The organism is Flavobacterium plurextorum (assembly GCF_024638035.1).
In the GTDB taxonomy this organism is placed as follows: Bacteria; Bacteroidota; Bacteroidia; order Flavobacteriales; family Flavobacteriaceae; genus Flavobacterium; species Flavobacterium plurextorum.
This window is the reverse complement of sequence record NZ_CP100442.1, coordinates 3,815,847-3,842,052: the sequence shown is the minus strand read 5'-3', so window position 1 is coordinate 3,842,052 and position 26,206 is coordinate 3,815,847. Positions and strand designations below refer to the sequence as shown.

The 26,206-nt window shown below is 32.4% G+C and carries 27 protein-coding genes; 8 read left to right on the top strand and 19 right to left on the bottom strand.

Features of this window, described 5'->3' with window-relative positions:
- Positions 1 to 6: 6 nt before the first annotated feature.
- Positions 7 to 309, bottom strand: a complete 303-nt coding sequence (locus tag NLG42_RS17075; RefSeq protein ID WP_012025367.1) for an ArsR/SmtB family transcription factor — start codon at positions 307 to 309, stop codon at positions 7 to 9.
- Between the two features lie 167 nt (positions 310 to 476).
- On the opposite strand from NLG42_RS17075, the gene NLG42_RS17070 reads away from it, so the two are divergent.
- Together NLG42_RS17070 and NLG42_RS17065 are read left to right on the top strand one after the other, a co-directional pair.
- Positions 477 to 968: a TlpA family protein disulfide reductase gene (locus tag NLG42_RS17070; protein WP_257681663.1), complete on the top strand. Its 492-nt coding sequence runs from the start codon at positions 477 to 479 to the stop codon at positions 966 to 968.
- Positions 969 to 979: 11 nt separating this feature from the next.
- Positions 980 to 1,450: a hypothetical protein gene (locus tag NLG42_RS17065; protein WP_089057750.1), complete on the top strand. Its 471-nt coding sequence runs from the start codon at positions 980 to 982 to the stop codon at positions 1,448 to 1,450.
- A 49-nt stretch (positions 1,451 to 1,499) separates the two neighbouring features.
- Here NLG42_RS17065 and NLG42_RS17060 read toward each other — a convergent pair whose 3' ends face one another.
- From NLG42_RS17060 to NLG42_RS17050, 3 genes are read right to left on the bottom strand one after another with little or no spacing between them, the layout of a single operon-like run.
- A complete protein-coding gene (locus tag NLG42_RS17060) occupies positions 1,500 to 2,000 on the bottom strand; it encodes a hypothetical protein (RefSeq protein WP_099718334.1) in 501 nt (166 codons plus the stop codon).
- A gap of 59 nt (positions 2,001 to 2,059) precedes the next feature.
- Positions 2,060 to 2,926 carry a chromate resistance protein ChrB domain-containing protein gene (locus NLG42_RS17055; RefSeq protein ID WP_257681662.1) on the bottom strand — a complete coding sequence of 289 codons (867 nt, stop codon included), beginning with the start codon at positions 2,924 to 2,926 and terminating at the stop codon, positions 2,060 to 2,062.
- Positions 2,927 to 2,946: 20 nt separating this feature from the next.
- Positions 2,947 to 3,330, bottom strand: coding sequence for a hypothetical protein (locus NLG42_RS17050; RefSeq protein ID WP_089057752.1), 384 nt, complete (start codon positions 3,328 to 3,330; stop codon positions 2,947 to 2,949).
- Between the two features lie 265 nt (positions 3,331 to 3,595).
- Between NLG42_RS17050 and NLG42_RS17045 the strand changes: the two genes are divergently transcribed.
- From NLG42_RS17045 to NLG42_RS17025, 5 genes are all read left to right on the top strand, one after another.
- Entirely contained in the window at positions 3,596 to 4,465 is an 870-nt protein-coding gene (locus NLG42_RS17045) for a helix-turn-helix domain-containing protein (RefSeq protein WP_257681661.1), read from the top strand.
- Positions 4,466 to 4,655: 190 nt separating this feature from the next.
- The gene (locus NLG42_RS17040) at positions 4,656 to 5,072 is read left to right on the top strand and encodes a (R)-mandelonitrile lyase (protein ID WP_257681660.1); all 417 of its coding nucleotides are present in this window, start codon (positions 4,656 to 4,658) and stop codon (positions 5,070 to 5,072) included.
- A 23-nt stretch (positions 5,073 to 5,095) separates the two neighbouring features.
- The gene (locus tag NLG42_RS17035; RefSeq protein ID WP_089057755.1) at positions 5,096 to 5,509 is read left to right on the top strand and encodes a cupin domain-containing protein; all 414 of its coding nucleotides are present in this window, start codon (positions 5,096 to 5,098) and stop codon (positions 5,507 to 5,509) included.
- 185 nt (positions 5,510 to 5,694) lie between these two features.
- Positions 5,695 to 6,567 (top strand): AraC family transcriptional regulator, encoded by an 873-nt coding sequence (locus NLG42_RS17030; RefSeq protein WP_257681659.1) that lies wholly within the window; start codon positions 5,695 to 5,697, stop codon positions 6,565 to 6,567.
- A 105-nt stretch (positions 6,568 to 6,672) separates the two neighbouring features.
- On the top strand, positions 6,673 to 8,037 hold the full coding sequence (locus NLG42_RS17025; protein WP_257681658.1) for an amidohydrolase: 1,365 nt from the start codon (positions 6,673 to 6,675) through the stop codon (positions 8,035 to 8,037).
- Between the two features lie 58 nt (positions 8,038 to 8,095).
- On the opposite strand, the gene NLG42_RS17020 is transcribed toward NLG42_RS17025, so the two are convergent.
- The 5 genes from NLG42_RS17020 to NLG42_RS17000 all read right to left on the bottom strand — a co-directional run bounded on the left by NLG42_RS17020 (position 8,096) and on the right by NLG42_RS17000 (position 14,579).
- Complete coding sequence (locus NLG42_RS17020) at positions 8,096 to 9,052, bottom strand: DUF2931 family protein (RefSeq protein ID WP_257681657.1); 957 nt, start codon at positions 9,050 to 9,052, stop codon at positions 8,096 to 8,098.
- Positions 9,053 to 9,128: 76 nt separating this feature from the next.
- On the bottom strand, positions 9,129 to 10,160 hold the full coding sequence (locus NLG42_RS17015; protein WP_257681656.1) for a DUF2931 family protein: 1,032 nt from the start codon (positions 10,158 to 10,160) through the stop codon (positions 9,129 to 9,131).
- Between the two features lie 4 nt (positions 10,161 to 10,164).
- A complete protein-coding gene (locus NLG42_RS17010; RefSeq protein ID WP_257681655.1) occupies positions 10,165 to 12,945 on the bottom strand; it encodes a T6SS phospholipase effector Tle1-like catalytic domain-containing protein in 2,781 nt (926 codons plus the stop codon).
- Entirely contained in the window at positions 12,938 to 13,435 is a 498-nt protein-coding gene (locus NLG42_RS17005; protein ID WP_307774280.1) for a DUF4280 domain-containing protein, read from the bottom strand. The genes NLG42_RS17010 and NLG42_RS17005 overlap by 8 nt, the downstream gene beginning before the upstream one ends.
- Positions 13,436 to 13,454: 19 nt before the next feature.
- The gene (locus NLG42_RS17000) at positions 13,455 to 14,579 is read right to left on the bottom strand and encodes a hypothetical protein (RefSeq protein WP_257681654.1); all 1,125 of its coding nucleotides are present in this window, start codon (positions 14,577 to 14,579) and stop codon (positions 13,455 to 13,457) included.
- 298 nt (positions 14,580 to 14,877) lie between these two features.
- Here NLG42_RS17000 and NLG42_RS16995 point away from each other — a divergent pair, with 298 nt between their 5' ends.
- Positions 14,878 to 15,039 (top strand): DUF1328 family protein, encoded by a 162-nt coding sequence (locus tag NLG42_RS16995; RefSeq protein WP_089055742.1) that lies wholly within the window; start codon positions 14,878 to 14,880, stop codon positions 15,037 to 15,039.
- Positions 15,040 to 15,127: 88 nt separating this feature from the next.
- Here the strand turns inward: NLG42_RS16995 and NLG42_RS16990 are convergent, their stop codons facing one another.
- From NLG42_RS16990 to NLG42_RS16950, 10 genes are all read right to left on the bottom strand, one after another.
- Positions 15,128 to 15,757 carry an MCP four helix bundle domain-containing protein gene (locus NLG42_RS16990; RefSeq protein WP_099718322.1) on the bottom strand — a complete coding sequence of 210 codons (630 nt, stop codon included), beginning with the start codon at positions 15,755 to 15,757 and terminating at the stop codon, positions 15,128 to 15,130.
- Positions 15,758 to 15,865: 108 nt separating this feature from the next.
- Positions 15,866 to 16,318, bottom strand: coding sequence for a DoxX family protein (locus tag NLG42_RS16985; RefSeq protein ID WP_257681653.1), 453 nt, complete (start codon positions 16,316 to 16,318; stop codon positions 15,866 to 15,868).
- Positions 16,319 to 16,421: 103 nt separating this feature from the next.
- A complete protein-coding gene (locus NLG42_RS16980) occupies positions 16,422 to 16,922 on the bottom strand; it encodes a hypothetical protein (protein ID WP_257681652.1) in 501 nt (166 codons plus the stop codon).
- Positions 16,903 to 17,229 (bottom strand): DUF805 domain-containing protein, encoded by a 327-nt coding sequence (locus NLG42_RS24525; RefSeq protein WP_158234860.1) that lies wholly within the window; start codon positions 17,227 to 17,229, stop codon positions 16,903 to 16,905. Before NLG42_RS24525 ends, NLG42_RS16980 begins: the two co-directional genes overlap by 20 nt.
- A gap of 48 nt (positions 17,230 to 17,277) precedes the next feature.
- Entirely contained in the window at positions 17,278 to 19,005 is a 1,728-nt protein-coding gene (locus NLG42_RS16975) for a sodium:solute symporter family protein (protein WP_089057767.1), read from the bottom strand.
- Positions 19,006 to 19,127: 122 nt separating this feature from the next.
- Complete coding sequence (locus NLG42_RS16970) at positions 19,128 to 21,659, bottom strand: PIG-L family deacetylase (RefSeq protein WP_257681651.1); 2,532 nt, start codon at positions 21,657 to 21,659, stop codon at positions 19,128 to 19,130.
- A 160-nt stretch (positions 21,660 to 21,819) separates the two neighbouring features.
- The gene (locus tag NLG42_RS16965) at positions 21,820 to 22,347 is read right to left on the bottom strand and encodes a hypothetical protein (RefSeq protein WP_089057769.1); all 528 of its coding nucleotides are present in this window, start codon (positions 22,345 to 22,347) and stop codon (positions 21,820 to 21,822) included.
- Between the two features lie 188 nt (positions 22,348 to 22,535).
- Positions 22,536 to 24,368: a BamA/TamA family outer membrane protein gene (locus NLG42_RS16960; protein WP_257681650.1), complete on the bottom strand. Its 1,833-nt coding sequence runs from the start codon at positions 24,366 to 24,368 to the stop codon at positions 22,536 to 22,538.
- Positions 24,369 to 24,455: 87 nt separating this feature from the next.
- Positions 24,456 to 25,556, bottom strand: coding sequence for an AI-2E family transporter (locus NLG42_RS16955; protein ID WP_257681649.1), 1,101 nt, complete (start codon positions 25,554 to 25,556; stop codon positions 24,456 to 24,458).
- Between the two features lie 110 nt (positions 25,557 to 25,666).
- Entirely contained in the window at positions 25,667 to 26,197 is a 531-nt protein-coding gene (locus NLG42_RS16950) for a mechanosensitive ion channel domain-containing protein (protein WP_089057772.1), read from the bottom strand.
- Positions 26,198 to 26,206 lie beyond the last annotated feature (9 nt).

The following is a 26,206-nucleotide window of genomic DNA, read 5'->3' as shown; positions in this document are numbered from 1 at the left end:
AGTAATTTACAAATTAGATTGAATTAATTTACTAAGTGCTTCAAAGGCACCTTCGTTGCGTTTATAATAAGTCCATTGTCCAACACGTTTGGCTTCGATAAATCCGGCGCGTTGTAAAATAGACAAGTATTCAGATACTGTAGATTGTGTTAAGCCGGCTTTGGCTTGAATTTGTCCCACACAAACTCCGTGTTCAAATCCACCATGCTCAAGCTGTCCCGGAAAGTTTATTTCGGGTTCCTTCAGCCATTCCAGCATTTGCAGTCTAGACTTGTTAGAGAGTGCCTTAAATATTTCTATATTTTCCATGATGCAAATATATCGACTTTTCCCGATATACCAATTAAGTAAAAAATTTTTAGCAAAACTTTATGACAGAGGAGAGGAAAGTGCAATAAAAAGAACTAAAAGAATAATTAGAAAATTTATATTTGCTTTTAGTTTTAAAAGCCCCAAACTAATAAACTTAATCAGCTATGAAAAAAACTTTACTCGTTTCCATATTTCTATTTTGCATAATAGCGGGTTCAAAAGCACAGGTCGTAGGTACTAATGTTGGCGATATTGCTCCAGAAATTGATCTTCCAGATTTAAAAGGTAATCTTGTGGCGCTTTCTTCTTTAAGAGGTTCTTTGGTATTAGTAGATTTTTGGGCTTCTTGGTGCGGACCTTGTATCAAAGAACAACCATCATTACTTAAATTACACAATACTTATCCAGAAAAACTATCCATTTACGGCGTTTCTATGGATACTAAAAAGGCATTGTGGGCAGCGGCAATTGCAAAAGGAAAATTGCCTTGGACAAATGTCAGTGATTTAAAATACTGGCAGTCTCCAGTTGTTGGTGCTTATATGCTGCAATCTGTTCCGTTGAATTTTTTAATTGATAAAAACGGAATTATATTGGCAAAAAACATTCATGGACAGGCTTTAGAAGATAAAATTAAAAGTTTGTTAGCGCCATGATACTTCATAAAATGGAATCAAACCTTTCTTTATCAGACTTTCGTACAAGATTGCAGAACAATATAGAAATAGGCTCTTTAAAAGTGAATTTTAATCGTTTTAGACTGTTTCCTATATTTGGTGGAGTAAAACCTTTTTATGGTCTTTTTGATGACACCAGTTTTCGGTTAACAATAAATTCACCTGCATCTCCAACCATTTTTATCGTAAGAGGAAATTATAAAAATATTGGCAATAGAGTTAATGTAAATTATGTTGTTGAAGAAAACAGCAAATTTCAATTGCTTTGGACAAAATACTCTCCATTAGTTTTTCTAGTATTCATTAATATATTTTTTCTTTTCATTGGCAGAGGCCTTAGGCGGGCAACTACACTTGTGAGTTTGTTTCTTCTTATTGCTATTTTCTATTCAAGATGGAAAGAAGAAAGAAAGAGAAAAAAATTAGAGCAAAAATTCATCAAAGTTTTTGAAATTAAATGAGTTAAAAGAGCGGATAAAACTGTTTCAAGTCCTGTTTTTACAGAAGATTCTAAAAAGCAATTCCAAATTGAAAACCAATCGTAAAAGAAGCGGGATGATTATTACCAAAACGAACAGGCAGTGGAATAGCAGCAAAATAACTGCAATTGTCGCTTTTTATGATGGTTTTATTAATTACAGGAGTTATACCGTATCTGCCGCTGCTTTCAAAAGCGGCTCTTCCTGCAAAAGTGTAACCATGTCCTAAGGCAACCAAAACGCCGGGATGAAACAATAAATTGGTTACTTTATCGCTGTTTCCTTGTACTTTTATATTAGGAACAACTTCAAATGAAAATCCTATTTTTTGATTTTTCCAAATATTGATTCCTGTTGGAAAACCAACGGCATAATAATCTCTAAAGTTTACATTGGTTTGTTCATCGCTAAAAGTCACAATCGGATGAAGAATTCCAAAATAACCAGTAATTTTTGGATAAACAGTTTGCGAGAAGGCATTGAAACTTAAAGAAAATAAAACAGCAGAAAAAAGGTGTTTGAATGAAATCATATTAGTTTTGTTAATTTAAAAAACAAAACTATAAACTATGTGATTTTACAAATAGTACGCTATTTACCTTTTGTATTTGAATTACTTTTGAGTGCGTTTTTTCGATACGACGAAGGATTCTTACCTGTTTGCAGTTTAAATATTCTTGTAAAATGACTTTGATCTGAAAATCCGGTCATATACGCTATTTCAGTTAAAGTATAAGTTGAACTTTCAATAAGGCTTATAGCTTTCTCAATTCTAAGTTTTCGGACATATTCTCCAAAGTTTAAATCTTCAAAATACTTAGAAAATTCTCTTGACAAGTAGGAAGGATTAAGTTCTAAATCATTTGAAATTTTCTTTAGATCAAAAGTGAATTGTGCATCGATTTGATCTTGAATTATGTTTTTTAAATCTTTAACCCATAAAGGTGTTTTTTGATTTGTTTTTTTCTCGATTAAAAACTTTTTATATACTTCATGAAGCAGATTTTCAAACGGACTGTTTTGAAGATGATTTTGTTTATACAAATGTTTTGCCCAGCTGTAAAGCGCATCATAAAGCTTTAATCCTGTTTCTAATAATTCAGGATCGTTAGTAATATTATGAGAAAGTCCAGCAGAAATTGCCCAAAGTCCAGCGGCTTCTTTTGCAAGATCGTGGCGGTCAGTATCCGCGCCGCGAACAATTTTAGCCATAATTAAAACCGCAGGATCAACAATTTGATACTTTTTTATAATGTAATCAAAAGTGCATTCTTCATTATAATGGGTAAATTCTACTTCGGGAATGTCAAACGGAATTGCATCTAGTTCTTTTGCTTTTTCTAAAACTTCATTAAAAGGCACGTAAATAAATTCGGCATCACTGTCAACAAATTTTCTAATCAACCACGGACTGGCGATCCTGTCAATTTTTGGTCTTTCGCGAGTGATCCATTTCATTACTGTTCAGAGATTTAAAACTAGTCGTTATCTGCGCCGGATTTTTTAACTCCGCCAAAACTTGTTTTCATCATTTCTCTAATCTGGAATTGTGTTTTGTTTCGGGTAACACTTTTCCATTCATCAAAATCATAAATATGAATTTGATCAGCATATGGATTTGTAACAAAGAAAAGTCTTGAAATAGAGAATTTATAGTATTTTAATTCATGCGAAATGTGACGATCGGGCACGACAATAAGAATTGTATCCCAATCTAGAAAATTCTTGGGTACATCCTCTCTTTCAGTTAATCCAAGAGATTCAAAAAAGGCAAGTATCTTTTGGTCATTATTCTTATCGATTTTTTCATCGATACGTTTAATGGCGTTAAGAAGCTTTTTTTCATCTTTAATAACACTCATATAATCTTTGTTTGTTTAATTTTTATATAAAATTACATCAAATCAAAATCATTTTAAAAAGTATAGCCAATAGAATGATTCTAAATTTTTAAAGGCCTTTTTCATACTGTCTTATATATATTAATATAATGTGATGAAACAAACTTGGACACTTTTCAGTTATATTCTATTTTGAATAAAAAATAAAGATTTAGAGAATTTTCAAACAATGTCCATCAAAAATAAAATCATTAAAAAATATATTTGATTTTCATAACTTTGCAAAATGAATAATCAAATAGAAACTCAGAGTTGCGATTTTACTTCAGATTTAAAACTAAAAGGTTTTAAAGTGTATCAAATAAATGGAGATCAAAGTAAAATTCCGGTTTACAGCCGCAGGGATTTTTATAAAATATGCATTAATACCAGCAAAAGTATTATACAATATGCTGATCGCGGAATAGAAACTGATGGGACTATTTTGTTCTTTGGCAATCCAATTATTCCTTACTCATGGGAAACTATTTCTGAAGGTTACGAAGGTTACGCCTGCGTTTTTACAGAAGAATTTCTGAAATCAAAAGACCGTTCAGAAACACTTCACGAATCGCCTTTATTTAAAATAGGAGGAACGCCAATATTTTCTTTAAACGCTGAACAGAAGATTTTTATAGACTCTTTGTTTCAAAAAATGATAAAGGAATATGAAACGGATTATGTTTTTAAAGACGATTTAATGCGCAGTTACGTCAACTTGATTATTCACGAATCGATGAAAATGCAGCCTTCAGAGAACTTCTTCAAGCATAAAAATGCATCTTCAAGAATTACGTCTTTATTTTTAGAATTATTAGAAAGACAATTTCCTATCGAGACGAAAAATGAACCGTTGATTCTAAAAACACCTCAGGATTACGCACAAAGTCTTGCTGTACACGTAAATCATTTAAATAGGTCTGTAAAAGAAGTTACAGGAAAACCAACTACAGCTCACATTACAGAACGTATTATTGGCGAAGCAAAAGCTTTATTACAGCATACAGACTGGAGTATATCAGATATTGGTTATTCGCTTGGGTTTGAATATCCTAGTTATTTTAATAATTATTTCAAAAGACTTACGGGAACAGTTCCAAAATCATTGAGAACTTAAAATTGTTTCAATTTCTTAATTTTTTGTTTGAATATTGTTATTTTATAAAAGCCGGCTTGAACTACTTTTGCCTTGAAATTATAGTATTAATCTTTTATCAGTTTTTAATAGACTAAATAATACTTCATAAAGCGCACTCTAGCTTTCTCGATTTAGTTTTCTGATTCTGATAATTCCAAACAAGAAAATTATGAAAGTATCAGATAGTCAATTTAGTTCCGCTGTTTTTCCAAAAGGAGATTTAGCATCTGCAGATTATTTTACCGGAAAAGCATGGGTAAAAATGCTTGTTCCAAATGATCCTGTTTTAAATACTGCTGTTGGAAATGTAGTATTTGAGGCTGGCGCACGAAATAACTGGCACACACATCCAGGCGGACAAATTTTAATTGTAACACACGGAACAGGATATTATCAGGAGGCAGGAAAACCGATTCAATTACTTCAGGCGGGTGATGTAGTGAATATTCAGCCAGAAGTAAAACATTGGCACGGCGCATCACCAGACAGTGAATTTACACATATCGCCATCAGTACTAATACTGAAACAGGAATTGTAGACTGGCTAGAACCTGTAACGGATGAAGAATACAACAGTTTTAAATAAAAATTAATCTCAAAAAATAACTTATGTCAACAAATTATACAGCCGTAATTGAAGAAGGAAAAGTACCGAATACGTATATGACGGGCGAAGTATCTTATAAAAAGCAAACAAGTGAAATTCATCCAAAAAATACCATTATTAAAGAAGTAACTTTTGAGCCTTGCGCACGAAGTAAATGGCACAGTAATGCAAGTCTACATTTGCTTATAGCAACAAATGGAGTAGGTTTTTATCAAGAAAAAGGAGGGGAAATAAGAACGCTTCATAAAGATGAAGTGGTTACAATTTTGCCAGGAATTGAGCATTGGTATGGCGCAACACCTTTTAGTAAATTCTCTTATATCACCATTATTACAGAAATTGATAAAGGTACCGGGGTTTGGCTAGAAAGCGTAAATGATGAAGAATATTATGGAACTTCAAATTATAATATTTAAAATTCTAAAGTTTTAAAATACAAATCAGTAGAAGTTTATATTTTATGCTATTTCAAATACCAAAAGAGTTCTGTTTAAATAAAGCAGAACTCTTTTTTATTTAATACGGAAACAGACATTTAAAAATAGCTTTTATGTCCTTAAATTCTATATTTTTGAAAAACTATTACTAACTGCATTATCTTTTGACCAAACATTCAATTCCCGTTTTATCCGTTGGCAATATACTTGGAGAAGAAACTTTAGGTATTACTTTGTTTCGTCATAGTGTAAAAGGGCGAAATGCATTTGAACAACCTCATAAACACGATTTTCATCTTGTTTTCTTTGTAGAAAAAGGATCAGGAATGCACAATGTCGATTTTACACAATATACAGTCAATGATTATCAAGTGTATTTTGTTCGACAAGGACAAGTTCATAATTGGCTCTTAAATGTTGATACTACAGGTTTTCAGCTTATGCTTTCACCAGAAATTGTTAATGCATTTTCTAATTTGTCCCCATTTCCCTTTTTTGAACAAAATATTCCTTCCTGTCTTTCTGTAACTAAAGAACAGTTTGAGGAATTAAAAGATCAGTTGAATGAAATTGAACTAATTCTGCCTGATAATGACTTAAGTACAAAAGAAATTGTACTGCTTCGATTGCATTTATTACTTAAAGTATTGCAAAGGGATTATTTAATTCAGTTTCCACAGCACGATTCTTCTACCAAACCTGAAAAAATGATTAAAAAATTCAATTCTCTGATAGACAATCATTTCAATGAAGAATTCTCGGTTAACTTTTATGCCGATAAGTTAAATATCACTCCCAACTATCTTAATATACTTTCTCAGAGATATTTAAAATCACCGGCAGGAGATATTATAAAAGAGAGAACAATACTAGAAGCAAAACGCTTACTTACGAGTACCGATTTATCTATTAAAGAAATTGCTTATCAGCTTGGCTTTAATGACAATGGATATTTTAGCAAGGTTTTTAAAAAATATACTGGAAAAACACCAGGTGATTTTAAAGAAAGTTATAATTTTTACCATCCTTATCAGTAATATTACAGTTGCTGTTTTAATTTCTAAACGATTTTTGCATATCCATATATTTTAACAATGTTAGAGTATATTCTAAAATCGCATTAAAAAAACAAATCATAGTTTATGGAAGAAAATATAATCAGCAGGAAAAAATTTTTAGGATTAGGAGCTGCTGCAACTGGAGCTGCTTTATTCTCTGGAATTGCAGGAAATGCGGCGCCGCTGCCTGAAGAAAGTAAAGAAAAAGTTTCAGGAGAATACCTATTGACAAATGTACGTTTGGAAGAAGGCTTTAATTACAACGAAAAAAATGAAGTTATTTCTACTAAAACGGGATTATATAATTTGCATATTGCGAATGGAAAGATTAAAAGTATCACTTTAGATAAACCTGCTTTAAAGCTTAAAAATGTTGATGCTAAAGGTATGTTGATGCTTCCTGGATTACGAGATATGCACATTCATATTGATAAAACGTACTATGGAGGAACTTGGAATGCTGCACCAAGAAAAGGGTATACGGTAAAAGATATGATAACGCTGGAGCAGAAGATAATTCCGCAATTACTTCCAGACTCTCAGCGTAAAGCCGAAGAAGCAATTAAACTAATGCAAAGTCAAGGAAGTTTCTTTGCTCGTTGCCAATGTAATATCGATCCTGTAAGCGGATTAAAAAGTTTAGAGCATTTACTAGCAGCTTTGAACAATAATAAAGATAGTTTTGGCTGGGAAATTGTTGCTTTTCCACAGCACGGAATTTTATATTCGCAATCAGAGCCTTTGCTAAGAGAAGCTGCTGCAATGGGCGTTGATTTTATTGGTGGTCTTGATCCTACAAATGTTGATGGCAATATGGAAAAATCGCTTGATGCTATGTTTCAAATTGCAATTGATACAAATAAAGGAATAGACATACATTTGCATGAATCACCGCCGTCTGGTCAAGCAGCGATTGAATATATTATAAAGAAAACAGAAGAAAACAAGCAGTTACAAGGAAAAACATACATCAGTCATGGTTTTGCGCTTGCAAGAATGGATCCTAAAGATCTTGAAAAGATAGCAGAACAAATGGGAAATCTTGGAATAGGAGTAGTGTCGACAATTCCATTTGGCAGAACGATTATGCCAATTCCGACTTTAAAAAAGTACGGTATAAAATTAATGACTGGAACGGATAGCATTGTTGACCATTGGCAGCCTTTTGGAACGTGTGATATGCTTGAAAAGGCAAAATTATGCGCTCAATTATATGGCTGGACAGATGAGTTTGGTTTAAGTCGTGCACTGCATATTGCAACAACTGATGAAGTTTTACCTCTAAACGATTCTGGAACTCGCATTTGGCCTGCAGAAAATAATGACGCTAACTTTATTCTGGTAAAAGCAAGCTGCTCTGCTGAAGCTGTAGCTCGTTTACCTAAAAGGGAAGGTGTATTTTATAAAGGTAAAATGATTTATGGCGGGACTGAGTTTTCGAAAGGCTAAAGTCCTGAAAATACTAAGTTTCTAAGTTATGTAAAAGTCTTAGAAACTTAGTATACTCTTAATTCTTCCACATTCTTACCACCGTTTTCTCAAGCGGAATTTCATCTCCCTCACATCTTACTGTAAATCTTGTTGTTTTGTACATAAAAGCCACTTTAGCTTCTATTTCAATCTTTTTGTCAGGATGAGCAGCAGTAAGTTTTTTAAAGGCATTTAGTATTTCTTCACCATCAAATTCTGCTTCGGCATTGTATTGGCTAAACCAAAACCTGCAGTAGGAGGGCAAAGCTTTATTTTGGTAAATAGTAAGATCTTCGACTTTTACTATTTCTTTTTCACCATTTACATATTCTGTTTCCCTCTCAGAACTTTCTTTATCTGTTTTATAAAAATGAATATTAAAACGGTAGTTGTATTTTGTTCTAAACTCGTTCCACAGCTTTACAGGAACTCCATTCTTTTTTATGTATTCTTTAGTTTCTTTAGGTATATATGCGTTATAGAAATAGTTATAAAACTCTTGCTGGCTGTCTTCATCTGGATTTCTATAAAATTCATTAACACTTACAAATGTCTCTACCGCTTGATAATGTGCTACTTCAACCTTTTTATTCAACCCTGACAACCATAACACAACCGTGCCTCCAGGCGCTAATCCTACAGTAATTTTTTTATAAGTAATATGAGATAATTCTCCATTTCGTTCTTTGCGTATATAGCCTTCCTCGAACAATTTTTGTATTTTGTCCTGAGTAGTTTTGTCTATTGTAGTTTCAATTTTCCAAAATTTCTTCTCGCCATAGCTTATCCAGGTTAGAGATAAGTGTGTAGGTATTTCATTACCTCCCGAAAGAGCCTCTCCGTCGTAGACCCAGCCATATTGTATAAGTCCAATATTTATAAATTCTGCAATCATTTTATTTTCATTCCCTAAATATCCTCTGTGAATTTCTACAGGATATTCACGTGGTGCGGTTACTCCAACTCCCCAGTTAAAGTTTTGTTTATCTTTCATGTTTTTGCTATTTGAATTATTGCAACAAACAAAAAGAACACTACTTATAATTATGATTAAATACTTCCTCATATCCTTAATTCTTCCACATTCTTACAACCGTTTTCTCAAGTGGAATTTCATCTCCCTCACATCTTACTGTAAATGTTGTTGTTTTGTACATAAATGCCACTTTAGCTTCTATTTCAATCTTTTTGTCAGGATGAGCGATGGTAAGTTTTTTAAAGGCATTTAATATTTCTTCACCATCAAATTCTGCTTCGGCATTGTATTGGCTAAACCAAAACCTGCAATAAGAGGGTAAAGGTTTAATTTGATACACGTTAAGATCTTCAATTTTTACTATTTCTTTTTCGCCATTTACATATTCTGTTTCCCTCTCAGAACTTTCTTTATCTGTTTTATAAAAATGAATATTAAATCGATAATTGTATTTGGTTCTAAACTCGTTCCATAAGTTTACAGGAACTCCATTCTTTTTTATGTATTCTTTAGTTTCTTGTGGTAAATAATCATCAAAACGATCTTCATAAAATTCTTGTTGAGTAAATTCATCAGGATTTCTACAAAACTCATTAACACTTACAAATGTTTCTACCGCTTGATAATGTGCTATTTCAACCTTTTTATTCAACCCTGACAACCATAACACAACCGTGCCTCCAGGCGCTAATCCTACAGTAATTTTTTTATAAGTAATATGAGATAATTCTCCATTTCGTTCTTTGCGTATATAGCCTTCCTCGAACAATTTTTGTATTTTGTCCTGAGTAGTTTTGTCTATTGCAGTTTCAATTTTCCAAAATTTCTTCTCGCCATAGCTTATCCAGGTTAGGGATAAGTGTGTAGGTATTTCATTACCTCCCGAAAGAGCCTCTCCGTCGTAGACCCAGCCATATTGTATAAGTCCAATATTTATAAATTCTGCAATCATTTTATTTTCATTCCCTAAATATCCTCTGTGAATTTCTACAGGATATTCACGTGGTGCGGTTACTCCAACTCCCCAACTAAAATTATCTTTGTTTTCCATTTTTTTTTTATTTGAACCGTTACATGATAACAATGCTATTATTCCTAATCCTAGTAATTGAGTTATTTTTTTCATTGCATTATCCGTTTACATTTCTTTTTCGTTTACCATCTTTAAAATTTGGCTCATTGGGCTGCGCTAAAGTATTTGTTATTCCCTCACCATAAACTGCATTCCAGTGCAGATATTCATGGCGCAATTTTTTTAAAATTGCATTATGATCATCTTCTTCTTTTTTTCGTTTTTCTTCTTCAACCTTAACGGCGGTATGATCATCAGCGCTATATACTATAGTTCGCATAGGTGTTGTTTCATAGACAAAAGGATTTCCATCATGAAAAGCATATTCCTCTAATCTAGTTTTTACTTTTTCTAAAAAGGAAATGTTAGAAAATTTTGTGTTTTTGAACTTGTAATCATTCATAACACTTTTTAAGGATACAGGAACTCCTTTATCCAAACAAAACTTCACCATCAAATGCAGTGGTATATAACTATATTGATTACTTATGGCTTCTCTGTTTGAAGATAATACTCGAGCTACACCATTTAGTATTGTTCGCTGTGCATTGTCCCAATAAATGGTTAGTTCTTTTGGTTTAAACCAACCTTCGGTTATCAGGATTTCCTGCTCTTTTTCAAGCTCATTGCCAAATATTGAATTCGTAACCAATAATCGTCCGTTAACCTCGCTGCGTCCTTCTACGTAACTGCCTCCCACATCGCAATGTACTCCTGGTAAATACAGCTCTATACCGCGATTGGTTTTTCCTCCTCCTTTTTTTCCTGTTATACACGAAATATCGACCAAGTCAAAATTAGCACGATGCTCGTCTGCCGCCACCATATGTACTGTATATTTCGCTTTACTGATCGAATTAAGTCCCAAATCTTTCACATCATTCCACTGTACAAAACCATGATGAGGCACTGTATCATATAAGCCTGCAAATCGAATTATTAATCGATCAAAAGTAATTTTGTGCTCTGTGAGGTAATACCCTAATCGTCCGTTAGTAGGTAACATCTTGTCTTTGTAATCACTATTTACTTCATGACCATTAGCATCTTCATAATGAATCATTCCCCTTGTAGAAACAACAGTTGCCTTATAAGATTGTCTCGTAATCTCGTGGACAAAACAACGAGCAGAAGCAGCACCACGACTGAAACCAAAAACGTCGACCGTTATTGTACCCACCTCATTCTGGTTCATTGAAATAATTTTATCTGCCATGAGTTTTACAGCTCGTTCTACACGGTCAAGTATTCCTGCTTTTCCCTGCCCAAATCCAGAACCTTCCGCCAAATCATCTCCCTTATAATTTTCGAGCGGCAAAATTCCAGTATCAACATTGTTCTCATCATCATTTAATGTATTTGAACCCATTCCTTCGGTATAAATTTTGAATACAGGGTGTGATTTATTAGTTGGATCTATTGAATAATTTTTATAAATAATAGCTGGATTACTTAAATCATTTTCAAAACTATTATCGTCTGAATATTTATATCGACTCTCTTTTTCTTTTCCTATTTGTTTCTGGCTGGATGCGGCCACTTTTAAATGTTCTTCGGGATTCTCTATCTGTTTTTGCTGTTCTTCGTTAGAAAGATCAGCATGCTTTTTCTTAATTTGATCTTCTTCCCAAGTTTGTCTGGCAATAGTATTGTACATATTGTTTAAAGTTCCATCAATAAAAACTCCAAACGTAAAATCGATTTTCTTTTGGTCTTCTGGTGAGCCGGTTTTGTCTTCCTTACCTAGCATCAAAGGATTATTGCCTTTTAATTCACCTGGCATCAGGATTCCGTCTCTGGAAACTTTAAGCACACAATCATCCAGGTCTATTTTCTTGTTTTTTATTTTTGCATGAAATACTATTGGGTTAATCAATAATTTTTCACCGCTGTCTAAAAATCCCGCTCCCTGAAACTGCCAAGCATGCTCTACAAAAACAGGGAAAACACATTTTTGTACATTTGAAACAGAAAACTGTCCTTTTTCTTTTTCTGTTACCAAAGCATCTGTAACAGAACCGGCAGGCGGTTTAGTTACTGCATTATATTGATGTGTTTTTACTTCGCGCGTAAATCGTGTTAAAGGTTTTGCATCGAGTTTCTGTATAGGGTCACCGTCTTCATCGCTTGGAGTTGGTGTTAAATCGGCATTTGCAAATTTTGTATCTCTTAATTGTATTTCTATATTTTGCCCAAACAATGCCTCGGTATAAATATGCAGGTAAACAGTAGAACCAAATGCAATTTCTTCGGTAATAAGTTTCCCTGTATAATCACGCCATTCTGCTGCAATAACTTTAGGTGTTCCATTTGCACTCACAAACATTCCGTCAGGTAATTGTCCTGTTGCGGGATCTTTGTCTGTAAAAACTTCTAACCATGCCGGTGCGCCGCCCTCTATTATTTTAGGAAACTTTATTTGTTTATAAAAATCGCTTGGAAGCCCTTTTGAAAAAGATTTATTGTGAGAGATTTTTCTTCCCGCCATGCCTTTGCCAACAATTTCCCAGCACCAGCTTAAATTACTTAGTTCTTCCTGAAGTTTTTTGTTAAAGGCTTCTTTATCCTTATTATATTTTTCCTCGTCCTTATCTCTTTGGTTATGCGCCTGAACGACCCAATATCGGCTGTCATAATCTGTTATTTTCCAAACTTCTTCTTGAGTTCGTCTGTTAAATGGTGGCAGTTTTTTTGGTGCATCTTTGTGCAGCGCATCTGTTTTAATAATTTCAACGGTAAATATTCCTGCATTAGTGAGTACCAAATGCCCTTTTTCAGCATTCCATTTTTGACCTTGCGCAAGTGGTTCTTTAGGTATAATATGTAATGTCTTACTCATTTTGTGTATTATTAATTAGCAATGCTTCCTCTTCAAAATCACTAAAATTTACTCCAGGCAGAATTTCAGCCAATATTTGAGGTGAACTATTCTGTATGTTCTTTTCTGATAATTCTACTGTTTGTCCATGATTTATAATCGAAATACAATCAGGTGTGCCTTTACTACAGGTTGCTTTGCTGTCTTCAAGCAAGGCTTTGCCGTTGTTAGAGTAGGTAACTTTTTCATAAACACCAGACCATTCAGTAACATCTACTACGCAAATCTCAAAATCATTGCCTCTAGGTTGTTTTTTGCACTTACTAAAAGTATTTTTCTTCATTGTTTGCCCAATTTCTTTATCAGTTGCAATGAGTTTATCTTTTTCGCTGTTGTCATTGGCATAATGTTTAGAATGTGTTTTTACCTGCAAAATATCAGTTTGCGGTGCCACACTATATTTACATTGACAAACTGCTCCTTGAACTACATAATGTTTTTCGCTCATCATTTTTATTTTTAAGGTTAACTTATTTTCTCTTTTTAAAAATTGATATTATCCAATCCCAAAAACTGGAATTTATTTTTATTTCAGATCCTACATCTACAAAAAATTCGATTTTTTCTTTTGGAGTTCCTAATATTTTTGGAGGTTCTGGATTAGGATTTGGAACTTGCCATTTTCGTTTAGAAATATCTATGATATCTTCATCTCCTGCAGTCTGCCAGGATTGAAATATTTTAAAGTTTTGTTTTTGTATTGAATCATCCAAAGGCCTGTAAGATGAACTGTTACTTAAATGATAAATCTCAAGCTGAACTTTTTGCTGTTTAGTTTCGTTGATTTTAGTCTCAAAAGTGCCTGTTATTGAAAATATACTTCGATCTTCTTTGTATAATTTATAACCAACATTCATTTTAGATTCAACAGGAGTCAATTCAGCCTCTGAGTATTTTAGTTTAGAATAAGTAAACTTTTCTATTATCTCGTCAACTGTTCTTTTATCAATAGAAATTCCACAGATCTTAATAATTACTTTGTCATCATCTGAATACTTTTCTTGTATGGTTTGCACAACATCATATTCGATTATCTGATTTCCAAATACAGGGGATTTCCAAACATATTTTTTGGCTAGTTTATCAGTATAATCAGCATACAGAGGTTTAAAATATAGGTGGAAAAACCAGTTTTTTGAGATAAATTTATCTAACAGATTATCATTTAAGAACAAAGAATCAATTCTACGAATGATTACATCAATTTTGTCTCCTTTGTAATATTCTAGAATTCTTTTTCGTGCACTTAAATATCGATCCTTAATTTGCTCTCTATTTAGGATATAATCTATTTGCCCGTTTTTTTTTATCTTAATTTTAAGCGGAAAAATAGATTGAGCTGCAATGTCTGCTACTTTTTCTATTTGTGAGTAATCTGTTTTATTGTTGATGTATATTGTTTTTCGATCTATTTCAAAAAAATAATTACCAGCATCACTAGTATCAATAATTGTGACTTCAAGTTCATAGAATAACTGTGTTTTCAAAACATTGTTTTCGAAATTTTCATAACTAAAACCATAGGTTCTACTTTGACTTGATACGCCTAGATCTAAATTAAAATTAGAATCAAATAGTATTTTTCCATCACTCATATTATCTGATTTATAGGTTATAAACAATATTTAAGTAAGATTTATCTTCTTTACGGCTAATGTAGTTAAATTAGACAAACAAGTAATCAATAAATATGTAAAATCTTACTTTTATGTATTTATTATCAGACTTTTACAAGTGAAACCTTAATTATGAAAGTTATTCTTAAAATTATATAACAGAAAAATCTTTCTTTTTGATGAATTTTGGTAAATCAGTTTGATTAACTCATATGTATTTATTTGAGAAGAATAATTGAGAAACAAACAAAATCGATATTAACTAAAATTACTTATTATGTTACGATGGACAGTCATATTTATTATTCTGGCAATTATTGCAGGAATATTTGGTTTTGGAGGTATTGCCGCTGGAGCCGCTAGTATAGCAAAAATTTTATTTTTTATATTTTTGGTGTTATTCGTCATTTCGCTGGTCAGCGGAAGAAAAAGCGTTTAACAGCTTAACTTAAATAACAAAACCACTCTGAATGAAAGTACGGAGTGGTTTTTGTTTAATTTTTAAAATTACAAATAGTCTTTAGGCCTTAGTTTAAACTTGGCGGTTCAGGAATTTTAATTGTTCTTTTGATTTTTTTGACTATTAGAAGATAACAGGTAACTCCACCCAAAACTATTAATAATGCAATTTGAAGCTGACCAAGACTATTGTTTTTACTATACATTGCATTGGCATTTGCTAATTGCGACTTTCCTTCTTGTATCTGGATTTGCGATAAAGATTCAAGCGTCTTTAAAGCTTCGGTGCTAGAAAGAGCAATTTTGCTCCAATCTTTATTTTCGACTTGTTTATTAATTTCTTTACAGGATTTTAAAAAAGCATCAAAATGCTGTTTCTCTTTGTTTGTGAGAACCGTTTTAGCATACAAATCATCAATATTATGAATGATATTCAGCGTATGTATAATTTCATCTTTTTTAATATTGTCGCTTAAGTCCAGTTTTTCGGCTTCGGCTTTTATAAAATGAAGTTCCTTTGAGTATTGAAAAATATAGTGCGCTACAACCAGTCGGTCATTGTAGATTGCATTGATATGTTTGTTTACATTTTTAGAATTTTGCAGAGTATTAAAATTTCCAAGTAAAATTAACAGCATTACGATCAGTAAAACAAAGGCTGCTTTGGTTTTATTGCTATACTTCTTAAGGTCTTTCATGAAAAAGCTTTTAATGGACTAATTTACAAAATTTAATATGTTTTTTTAGCAATATTGCAATTAGTTTGTTTCCTGATTCTTGATTACAAATTAAAATCAAAAATATACTTAGTATAAAACTGCGCACCAAAATGTCCAAACAATAAAAACGATCTGCAGCGGAATTCTAAACCACAAATACGAAGTTCCATTTCCATTATAAGTTCCTTTTTGATAATCTATATGTTTTATGGCTGCATAAATATTGGCGGGAAGTAAAAAGATAAAGAATATAATCAATATCCAGCCTGAATAAACTTTCGTTGAAGAAATCAAAAGACATATCCCTAATATAACTTCAATTATTCCAGTTGTATAAACCAACTCTGTTCTAAATGGGATTTTTTCGGGAATCATCATTACCATTCCTTTGGTAAAAACAAAATGTGCTATTGCTGTAAAACACAACATTACGCACATTGCGATTCTTGCCGCCATTGGTATATCGTATTGATTTGTGAGGAATTTTAATGCGAAAACTGAAACTAAAAAAATGAGAATTAAAACAATTAATGGTTTCATTTTTAGATATTTGAAGGTTTTATCAAAGATAAAAGATTTTATTGAAATGCTTTTTAATCACAATAAATAATACCGATTCGAATCCGCCTTATAATATTTAAAGTCATTTACTTGAAGCTTGCTTAATTAAAAGCATTGTCTGTTTATTTACGATATCCCGAGCTTTTGACTCAAACGACGAAATTTGACACGCTCCAATACTTATATAAACGATGTGATTATCGTCTTCTAGATTTTTATTATTTTCTACAGCCTTCTCGTAACTTTCCATTCCAGAAATTAAGTAAACTGGATTTCCCTCTCGAAATAACTGTGTCACAATCCCTTGCAATCTTTGTTCAGCTATCAGTTTTATCTCGTTTTCTTGATAAGATAGTAAAAGTGTACAATACAATAGAGAACATAATTTAGAGTCTTTGAATGCTGGGTATTTTTCCAAAATCTCAGATCCTTGATTCAGATTCTCAAAACATTTAGTATAAAGTTGTGTTGATATGGATTGATCTTCTTTTAGTTCGTTATTTGAACTAACTTGACTATTAGCATGAAAAGCAAATAATACTAATTGTAAAAAGAATAATTTTCTAATTAACTGTGTCATCATTTGTTTTTCTTTTGGCTAAAAGCAGAAAAAATGCAAAAGCTATATTAAGAACAGGAATAAAATTAAAAATTACAAAAATTGGATTTGAATTCAAGTCTCTTAATCTTCTTGTTGTCACGGCTTGAATAGGAACAAAACTAAAAAGTATTATTAGACATTGATAGAATATATTTAGAATTCTTTCATCGTCGAGATTAACTTGACGATTAAGATGTAAAGCAAAATAATAAATTAAAAGAGAGCAAAAAATATAAATTCCATATTCTGTTCTTCCTGCTTTATCTTTAAAAGAAGTACAGAAAAACATACTATTTTTAAAATGTTTTAGAAATACATTCTCGTTCATAAAATTGCTCTAGTCTAAAACTATTTGATCATCAGAAGTAGTTTTCCCTCTAAAGAATAAAAACTGTATAATCAATGATAATAATATCGTTAAAATTGCTCCAATAAAATTCAGCCATAAATACCCCAGTTTTTCCTGAGTATAAATCATGAAATAATAAATGATAAAAATACATATCTGGCTGATAATAGCACTATAAAACATAGGTTTTGCCTGAACGCGGCGTAAATAGAATCCAACTAAAAATATTCCTAGAACGGTTCCGTAGAATATTGATCCAATCATATTTACAAGCTGTATTAAGTTTTCAAACAAAGTTCCAACACAGGCAAAAAGTATCGCTACAATTCCCCAGAATAATGTAAAAAACTTCGTCGCATTCAGATAATGCTTCTCGGATTTCTCGGTTTTGACATTTCTTTTGTAAATATCTATTGCTGTTGTTGATGCCAATGCTGTTAAACCAGATGCTGTTGACGACATTGCTGCAGATAAAATAACGGCAAGCAATAAACCAATTAATCCTTTTGGCAAATAGTTTAAAATGAAATGAAAAAACACATAATCTTTATCGTTTGTTTCACTGCGACTGTCTGCTCTCAAAATAATTTCTTTCGCACGATCACGTAAATCCTTTTCTTTATTTGATAAGGTAACTAATTCTTTACGTAGAATTGGATTGTCATAATCCTGATTCAACTGATCGATGTACAATAAGTTAATTACTTTTTTGTCTTCTGAAAGTTTACTCAGCTTTTTCTCAAGAACATGATATTCTTCTTTAAAAACCGATTTTTCAATTACTGTTTTGTTATTTGGATTAAAATTTAAAGGAACTGGGTTGAACTGAAAAAACACAAAAACCATAACTCCTGTTAACAAGATAAAAAATTGCATTGGTACTTTTAATAGACCATTCATGATTAATCCCATTTGGCTTTCGCGAACCGATTTTCCTGATAAATATCTTCCAACTTGCGATTGATCGGTACCAAAATAGGCGAGGGCTAGGAAAAAACCTCCTGTAATACCGCTCCAAAAAGTGTATTTTTCTTCAGGATCAAACGAGAAATCAACAATATTCATTTTATCATTTGCACCAGCGATATGCATAGCGCTGTTAAATGTCATATCATTTGGAAGATAATGTAAAATCAGGAAAAATGTAATAAACATACCCGACATAATCACAAACATCTGCTGTTTCTGAGTAACGTTTACGGCTTTTGTTCCGCCCGAGAATGTGTAAATAATTACGAGAACACCAATGATAATGTTCATTACGGTAAGATTCCAACCTAAAAGTGCAGAGAGGATAATTGCAGGTGCATAAATGGTAAGTCCAGTTCCTAATCCTCTTTGAACAAGGAATAAAATTGCTGCTAGTGAACGCGTTTTTACATCAAAACGTTTTTCAAGAAACTCATAAGCGGTAAAAACTTTATTTTTATGGTACAGCGGAATAAAAGTAACGCAGATTACTATCATTGCAATTGGCAGTCCAAAATAGAACTGCACAAAACCCATTCCGTCATGATAAGCTTGTCCTGGAGTCGATAAAAAAGTGATGGCACTTGCTTGTGTAGCCATTACCGAAAGTCCTACAGTATACCAAGGAGTTTCGTTATTACCAAGAATAAAGTCTTCAACATTTTTACTTCCTTTGGTTTTCCAAGAACCATATCCAACTATGAATAAAAGTGTTACAATAAGTACGATCCAATCAAATAGCTGCATAGGTTATGAGTATAATTGCATGATTAAGAAAAATATTAAAATATAAATGGCATTAGCAACCAAAACATAGGTGTAGCTTTTTTTCCATTTTTTTACTTTTTTAGCTTCCATACTTTCGTTTTTTATTGCTTTATATCTTGTTTAGGAGCTTCTATTGGCTGTTTCAGCGAAATCATGTTAGATAATAATCTATATGCTCCTGCTACACCTTCAGGTAGTTCTCTAAAGAAACTTAAACCGGTGTAAATATAATATCCTTTTCCGTACGGCGCTACTAATAACGCGCCATCTTTGGCTGATTCGCCTTTATCGTGTGAAGAGATAATAGGAGTGAAGGCAGGATCATATTGATTTGGATAATACAAGCCTTGTTCTTGTGTCCAGCCTTCAAAATCTTTTGATGAAATTTTGTTTGGAGTATTTAAAACAGGATGATTTGGTGCTAAGAATGTAACTTTTGCATTTTCTTCTGTTACTCGGTCGTACGATAATTTTAAAGGATATGGTGCAATTTTATCCGTAACCAATTGTCCATTTGTATTGTATTGAACAATCATATTTTTACCGCTTTTTACAAAATTGAATAAGATATTCTGTTTGTTAGCCAAAGCGTTTACAGTGTTATAAGCACGGACTCCAGTAATAACAACATTAAATGAATCTAACTTTTCTGGTGTGATTTCTTCAGGTTTTAAGATCGTTACTTTGTACCCCATTTGAGAAAGACTTTCAGGAACTTCATCACCAGCGCCCATTATATAAGCAATAGCATCTCCTGAGGTTTTTAAATCAATTCGTATTGCTTTTGAATCGGCCGATTTTAAAACCATCTGTTTTGTAATATGACTGAAATCAATAATTGTTTCGGCTTTATCAAAACGCTTATTGTCAATAGTAACAATACTTTGCGCTATAGTTTCTTCTGGATTTACAGGAGGTGTAACTTCAAAATAAAAGATATGTTCGTTTCCTTTTTGATCTAAAGTAAACGGAATTTGTTTAGGAACTACATTCCAGCTTTTTGGTAATTCTAATTGTAAATTTCCTTTTACATTATCTTTTCCTGCGCGAACTTTTACTGGAACCATTTTACTGTTAGTATCTCTAAAAACAAGCACTTTCTCTAAAATTGAAGTCGTAACATCTGGCACAATATCCAGAAAATTATACATTTCGCCTTTTACGCCGTCGTTGTATTTGTAAATAACGGTACGCTCAAACGGAATTTCGACATTTTCAATTTTTATGGTAAAAACAACTTTTACATTTCTAATAATATCAGGAATCCCAATATTTTCTTGATTTGAAACAGTATACATTCCAACAGTTGCCTTTTCTTTTAACCAATAAGGTTGAGTATATTCAATGTTTTCCGGCAGTTTTGTTTGAAGGATAAACTTTTGATTACTGTTGTTTTTTAAAACACTATTCTGAATAGTTACTTTATTGTCTGGCAATGAAGTAACACTTGTTAGCTGCATGTTTACTGGAGATCTGTTTATTGCCTCTAAACTAAGTTTCACTATACTTCCCGGAGTAGCTTCCTGCTCGCTTGCAACAGCTTCTAAATACAAACCTGCACAAGATGCGATGATATTTTTTACAGCTTCAGATTTTAAATTCTTCCAATGATCGTCGTTTAAAGCTTCAATCATTGTGTAAACTTTTACTAACTCTGGAATACTCGCAGATGGATTGCTAAAATCGTACTTGGCAATAATTGTAGAAATTAAATCGCCGATTGGTTTTCCGTTTTTAACACGATTCCAAGTTGTATCAATTCCATCAAAAACATTATCTTTTTCAGTCCCGTTTTCGCCTTTGATTATTTCTAAATACTCTGTTTCTTCACCACGAACACCAGTACTTCCAAAACCTTGTGATTGATGACGGCTTCTGCTCAAAGCTGCAATTTCCTGATTTGATTTTCCTAATCCAGTATAATAAACACCTGTTTCTAATTTTGCAAAATTAGATTTATTAGCAGCATCAAATTTCTCTTGACTTCCATAAAACCACCACGACGGATTAAAATAAAGTCTTTTTACCTGCCAAGGTGAAACAAATTTTAATTGTTCAGGATAAATTTTTGAATCGTTTGTAAGATTATAACTCTCGACACTCAGCATTGCAGATGATGTGTGATGTCCGTGTGTTGTTCCCGGCGAACGATGATCAAATCTATTAATTATTACATCTGGCTGAAATTTTCTAATGGTCCATATAACATCGGCCAAGACTTTATCCTTATCCCAAATTTGCAAAGTTTCATCGGGAGTTTTTGAAAATCCAAAGTCATTTGCTCTTGAAAAAAACTGCTCGCCGCCATCTATTTTTCGGGCTTCAATAAGTTCTTGAGTTCTTATTACACCAAGTAATTCACGCAATTGCGGACCAATTAAATTTTGACCGCCATCTCCTCTCGTCAGTGACAAATATCCAGTTCTAGCATTTACTTCGTTTGCAAAATAAGAGATCAAACGTGTATTTTCATCATCAGGATGTGCTGCAACATACAAAACTGATCCTAAAAAGTTTAATTTTTTGATTTGATTGTAAATCTCTACAGAATTTGGTTTTTGTGGCTGCTGTCCGAATGCGATGTTAAAACTTATTAAAAAAAACAGAATTAGTTGAACTGGAGTTTTTATCATGCTGGTAAGTTGGTTTTTAATAGACTCAAAAATAGTAATTAAATTATGGAACAGTATTTAAATGAAATGTTAATGTTTAGTTATTGAAAACTAATTAGATACTGTTTATACATGCAAAAAGAGCGTATTAATAAAAATTAATGCGCTCTTTTGTAGTTATTTATCTTCTTCCGCGACCTTCATGACGATCGTCATCATCATCTCTATCATGTTTTCCATGATGCTTGTCGTAATGTTTATCATAATGTTTGTCGTAGTGTTTGTAATTTCTATTATCATTACGACGATCATTGTAACCATAAACTGGTCTTGGTCTATAAGGTCTTTGAGGTGCACCGCAATATCCTTTATAGTATTTTACTTTGTGACGATCAAAATAAGTGTAAGGAGTTCTTCCGTGATAATCTGTTAAAACTACTTTGTAACCTCCGTATAAATCATAGTTTCTGTATTGTCTAGGTAAATAAGTTGTTCTAACCCATCTTCCGCCTCCAAAATAGATGAACTGCGAAGCTCTAACATCATAATAAGCCTCAATATCTGGCAGATAGTAATATTCCATATCCGCATATCCGGCTGGTCCCCAAGCTGGAGGATTACCTATGTTAACGTTTATTGATACCTGAGCTTGTGTGGCATTTGCAATTAAAAGGAATAATCCCGCGATTGCTATTTTCATTGTTTTCATCTTTTCTAAAGTTTAAATGTTAATCTTGTTTAAGGATTTTCATATACCGTGCCAAAAATAAAAACATGATACCGTTGGTCGGATAAAATATTCTTTTTAACGAGTGAATTAGTGTTGTAAAATCTGTAATGCGTTGATTTTTAAAACAAAATTAAAAAGTAAAAAAAGTAAAAAAAAATTAAGCTCTATTATTTATAATCAACAATTCTAGGCTTTGCAAGTTCAAAACTTTGAAGTCCATAATCACTAGTTTCAAATGTATTTGTTTTAAAAACATTGTCTCCTTGATTTGGAATACTTGGATAATAGGATAAGGAGAGCTGAAAAGAACTGAAAACCAAATAATCATTGCTTATTAATAACCCTAAAGTAATTTTAGAATAAGGCTTACTTCTTAACATTGCATTATCTGGACTTCCTAATACCGCTATCGAATAATTAAAAAATGGATTTAAACGGAAACCTAAAATGGAATGCGGTGAATAGGTTTGAGTTTGAAGCGATAAAACAGCTTTGCTCGTTCCGTAAATTGCACTATTAAAACCTGCTAAGCCATTTTGTTCATTTATATTTAGTTCATCGCCAATAATATTCTCTCGGTTTACACCAATAACGAGCTTAGGATTCACAAACTGTCTTAATTTCCAGTTTCCTATAGTAAACAGTTTAGTGAAATAATTAGACTCCAATAAAAAAGCTGTTTCGTAAGTTTTCGATTGATGAAAGAAAGTTCCGGCTTCAAAATTCATACTTAAAAACCCCAATCGGTAGTAGTTTCCAAATGAAAATTGTGCACCAACATAAGGTCTCCAAAAGGTATTTTTGTACTGATATCCCAAAGTAATACCATAAATACGACCAATGGGAACATCCTCTGTTTGTCCATTTCTAAAAATATAACTGTCTTTTATAAATTTACGTCTATTCAATCCAACACCAGTTAAAAGCAGTTTTTGATCTGAATAGAAATTTGTTGGATCATAAACTTCTGAAGGTGTCTCGGTAAAATCAACATTTAAAAAACGTGCTGCTACGATTAAATTTGTTATTGCTTTATTATCATCTTCAAAAACTTTCGTGGCGTGACCACCCCATAAATCTTGAAAATTATATTTAAAAGGCTGATAAGCATAAGTCAAATCAGGAGCCTGCAATGTATCTTTCCTGAAGTTCTGCCCAATATAAACGCCGCCGGCCCATTTAGTCAAAGGAGAATAGAAATCACGTTCTATATCGATCGATTTACTGTAATTGTTATCGAGATCCATGTTGTAATGCAAGGCAGCTCCAATATAAGTGTTCTTAATATTAGGAATCGTGTAGGTGGCATCATTACCATTTCGACCATCATCAAAACGGTTAGTGTAACGATATTCTAATTGCTGACCGGAACCAAAAAAATCCTTTTCTTTAAAACCTATCGACATTTGATTACTTGATACTGAAAATCTTGGTATGGTACTCCACGAATCCAAAACCCTGATGGTAACATCAACAGAATCTGCTGCCATTCCAACTACCTTATTCGAAATTCTAACTGCAGTAACATATCTCTGAGATCGTATTAAACGCTCTGTTTCTTGTACTTTATAGCTGTCATAAACCGTGTTTTTTCTAATTAACAGCAGGTTTTTTATGGCAATTTTCTTTGTTTTTAAATGAAGCCGATTTCCTGTTCGTTCTCCCCAGTTTTTTGGCATCACCGTAGAATCAACCACAGAATGTCCAAAGGGATCTAATGTAATAATGTTGATTTTTCGAATAATTTTACCATCAAAATTTGTGGTATCATTAGAAACAAGGATTTCGTCTTTTTTTCTAGGTTTCTTCGCTCTGAATATAAGCTTATGTAAGGTTTTGGTGAATTTGTTCTTCTTAGAATAATTTCGAATACGATTGTATATTTCGGTACTGTCTTTTCTAGTTTTCCTTTTATCTTTTAAAGTATCTGACTGAGCATAAATGCTTTGTAAACTAAAGCACAACAAAATAAAAACTATTATCTTTTTATTTAGCAACATTCAGGTATTTTTAAACTTTCTTTTTTACTGATTTTTATATGAATATAAGATAAATAATACGAACATTTTTAAAATTGACAGCTTATTTTAATTGACAGCTTTTGTTTTTCGAACTCTCCATGTAAATTTTTTAGGCATATGATTGCCCATAACATATCCCCAAGGTTCTAAGGATTCTATACGATCGAAGATAATTTTTAAAATTGCCAGAAGTGGAATCGCTAAAAACATTCCAGAAATTCCAGCCGCTGTACCGCCAATAATAATTCCAATAATAGAAACAAAAGCATTTATTTCAACTTTTGAATTAATTATTAAAGGCACGAGCAAATTGTTATCAATCAATTGAACAATTAGGTTTACGATCAAAATTCCAACAACTAAGGATATTTCGGCAGACCCGGTTAAAGAGGCAAGAATCGAAATTAAACCCGCAATTGCAATTCCGATGTAAGGAATCAGGTTTAAAATACCTGTTATTAATCCTAAAAGAATGAAATATTTTACACCAATAATCCAGAGTCCTAAACTGGTAAGCACCGAAACTACAATCATTTCAAGAATCAGACTTACAATATAATTATTGATTGAAACTTTTATCTGCGTAAGAATATCTTTTAATGCAGCGTGATTTTCTTTGCTGATTAATTTGGCTAAAAAAAGTATAAAATGATCTTTGTATAAGAGAAATAGAAACGTGTAAATTGGAATAATAGTGCAGTCTACTAATAGATCACTTATAGAAATTATAGCTGATCCTAAAGTAGCATTTCCGTTTTTAACCGAATCTTTGGTTACGTTATCTAAATACTTTTTCTGCTCGCCAATACTTACATGAAAGTTCTCTTTTATAAACTTATGAATTTCAATTAGAAAAGAGTTAGCATTCTTTTTAATTGTATCAAAGTCATTTGCCATATTCGTAACTTGATAGGAAATAAAAACCAAAATTCCGACAATAAACAATAGAAAAATTAAAACACAAACTATAGCAGCAAAATGTCGTGGAAACTTCAATTTAGTATTTAATAGTGTAAAAATAGGAAGCAGCAAAACAGCAAATAAAAATGCCATGAATACTGGTGTAAGAATATCTTTTCCGATGCAAAAAATATAAGCAAGTGCAATTAGACTTACTAATATACAAGAGAGTTTTGCGTAGAATGGCAGTTTTATTGTTGGAATCATTTGGAGAGATTTTATAGTGACGCGTTAATAAGTTAAACAAATATTGCGATTTATTTAACGTTTTGCGTTCCAGCTTTTTAGTTAAGCCTTATAAAATTCCCATTCAAATTTTAGTCAAAAAATTCCTTTTCTTCGTAATGAGTCGGCATAATCGAAATACCTTTTTGAAGAAGAAGGTTGTTAGGAAAAATGATTTTTTCCCCTTCTTTAGTCTTTAGATTCACGTGAAAAGCGCTGATATCCTCGATTTCAGCTTCAATAGGAAAATCTTTATCGTGTATTTTTATGGTATCTCCAATTCGGAATGGAAATGAAAAAAATAAAATCATTCCAGAAGTAATGTTGCTTAGAATAGACCATTGCGCAAAAAAAGCAACTCCAATTACTGTTGCAATAGACGAAACTGTAAAAAGTATATCTTTTGTTTCAACACCCCAAATTACTATTAAACTTATAGCAACAAGTATATTCATTAGTATGTGAGTATATTTAATCGCCAAGTTTGTTCTGTGCTCTAATAGTTGGCTGCTGCTGGCAAAACGACGAATTAATTTTGCCACAATAACACGCATTGCAATTAATATCAAAAGAACAATTGCGGTAGCAATAATTTCCTGGCTATACTCTTTGAAAGAAAACATATCTAAATT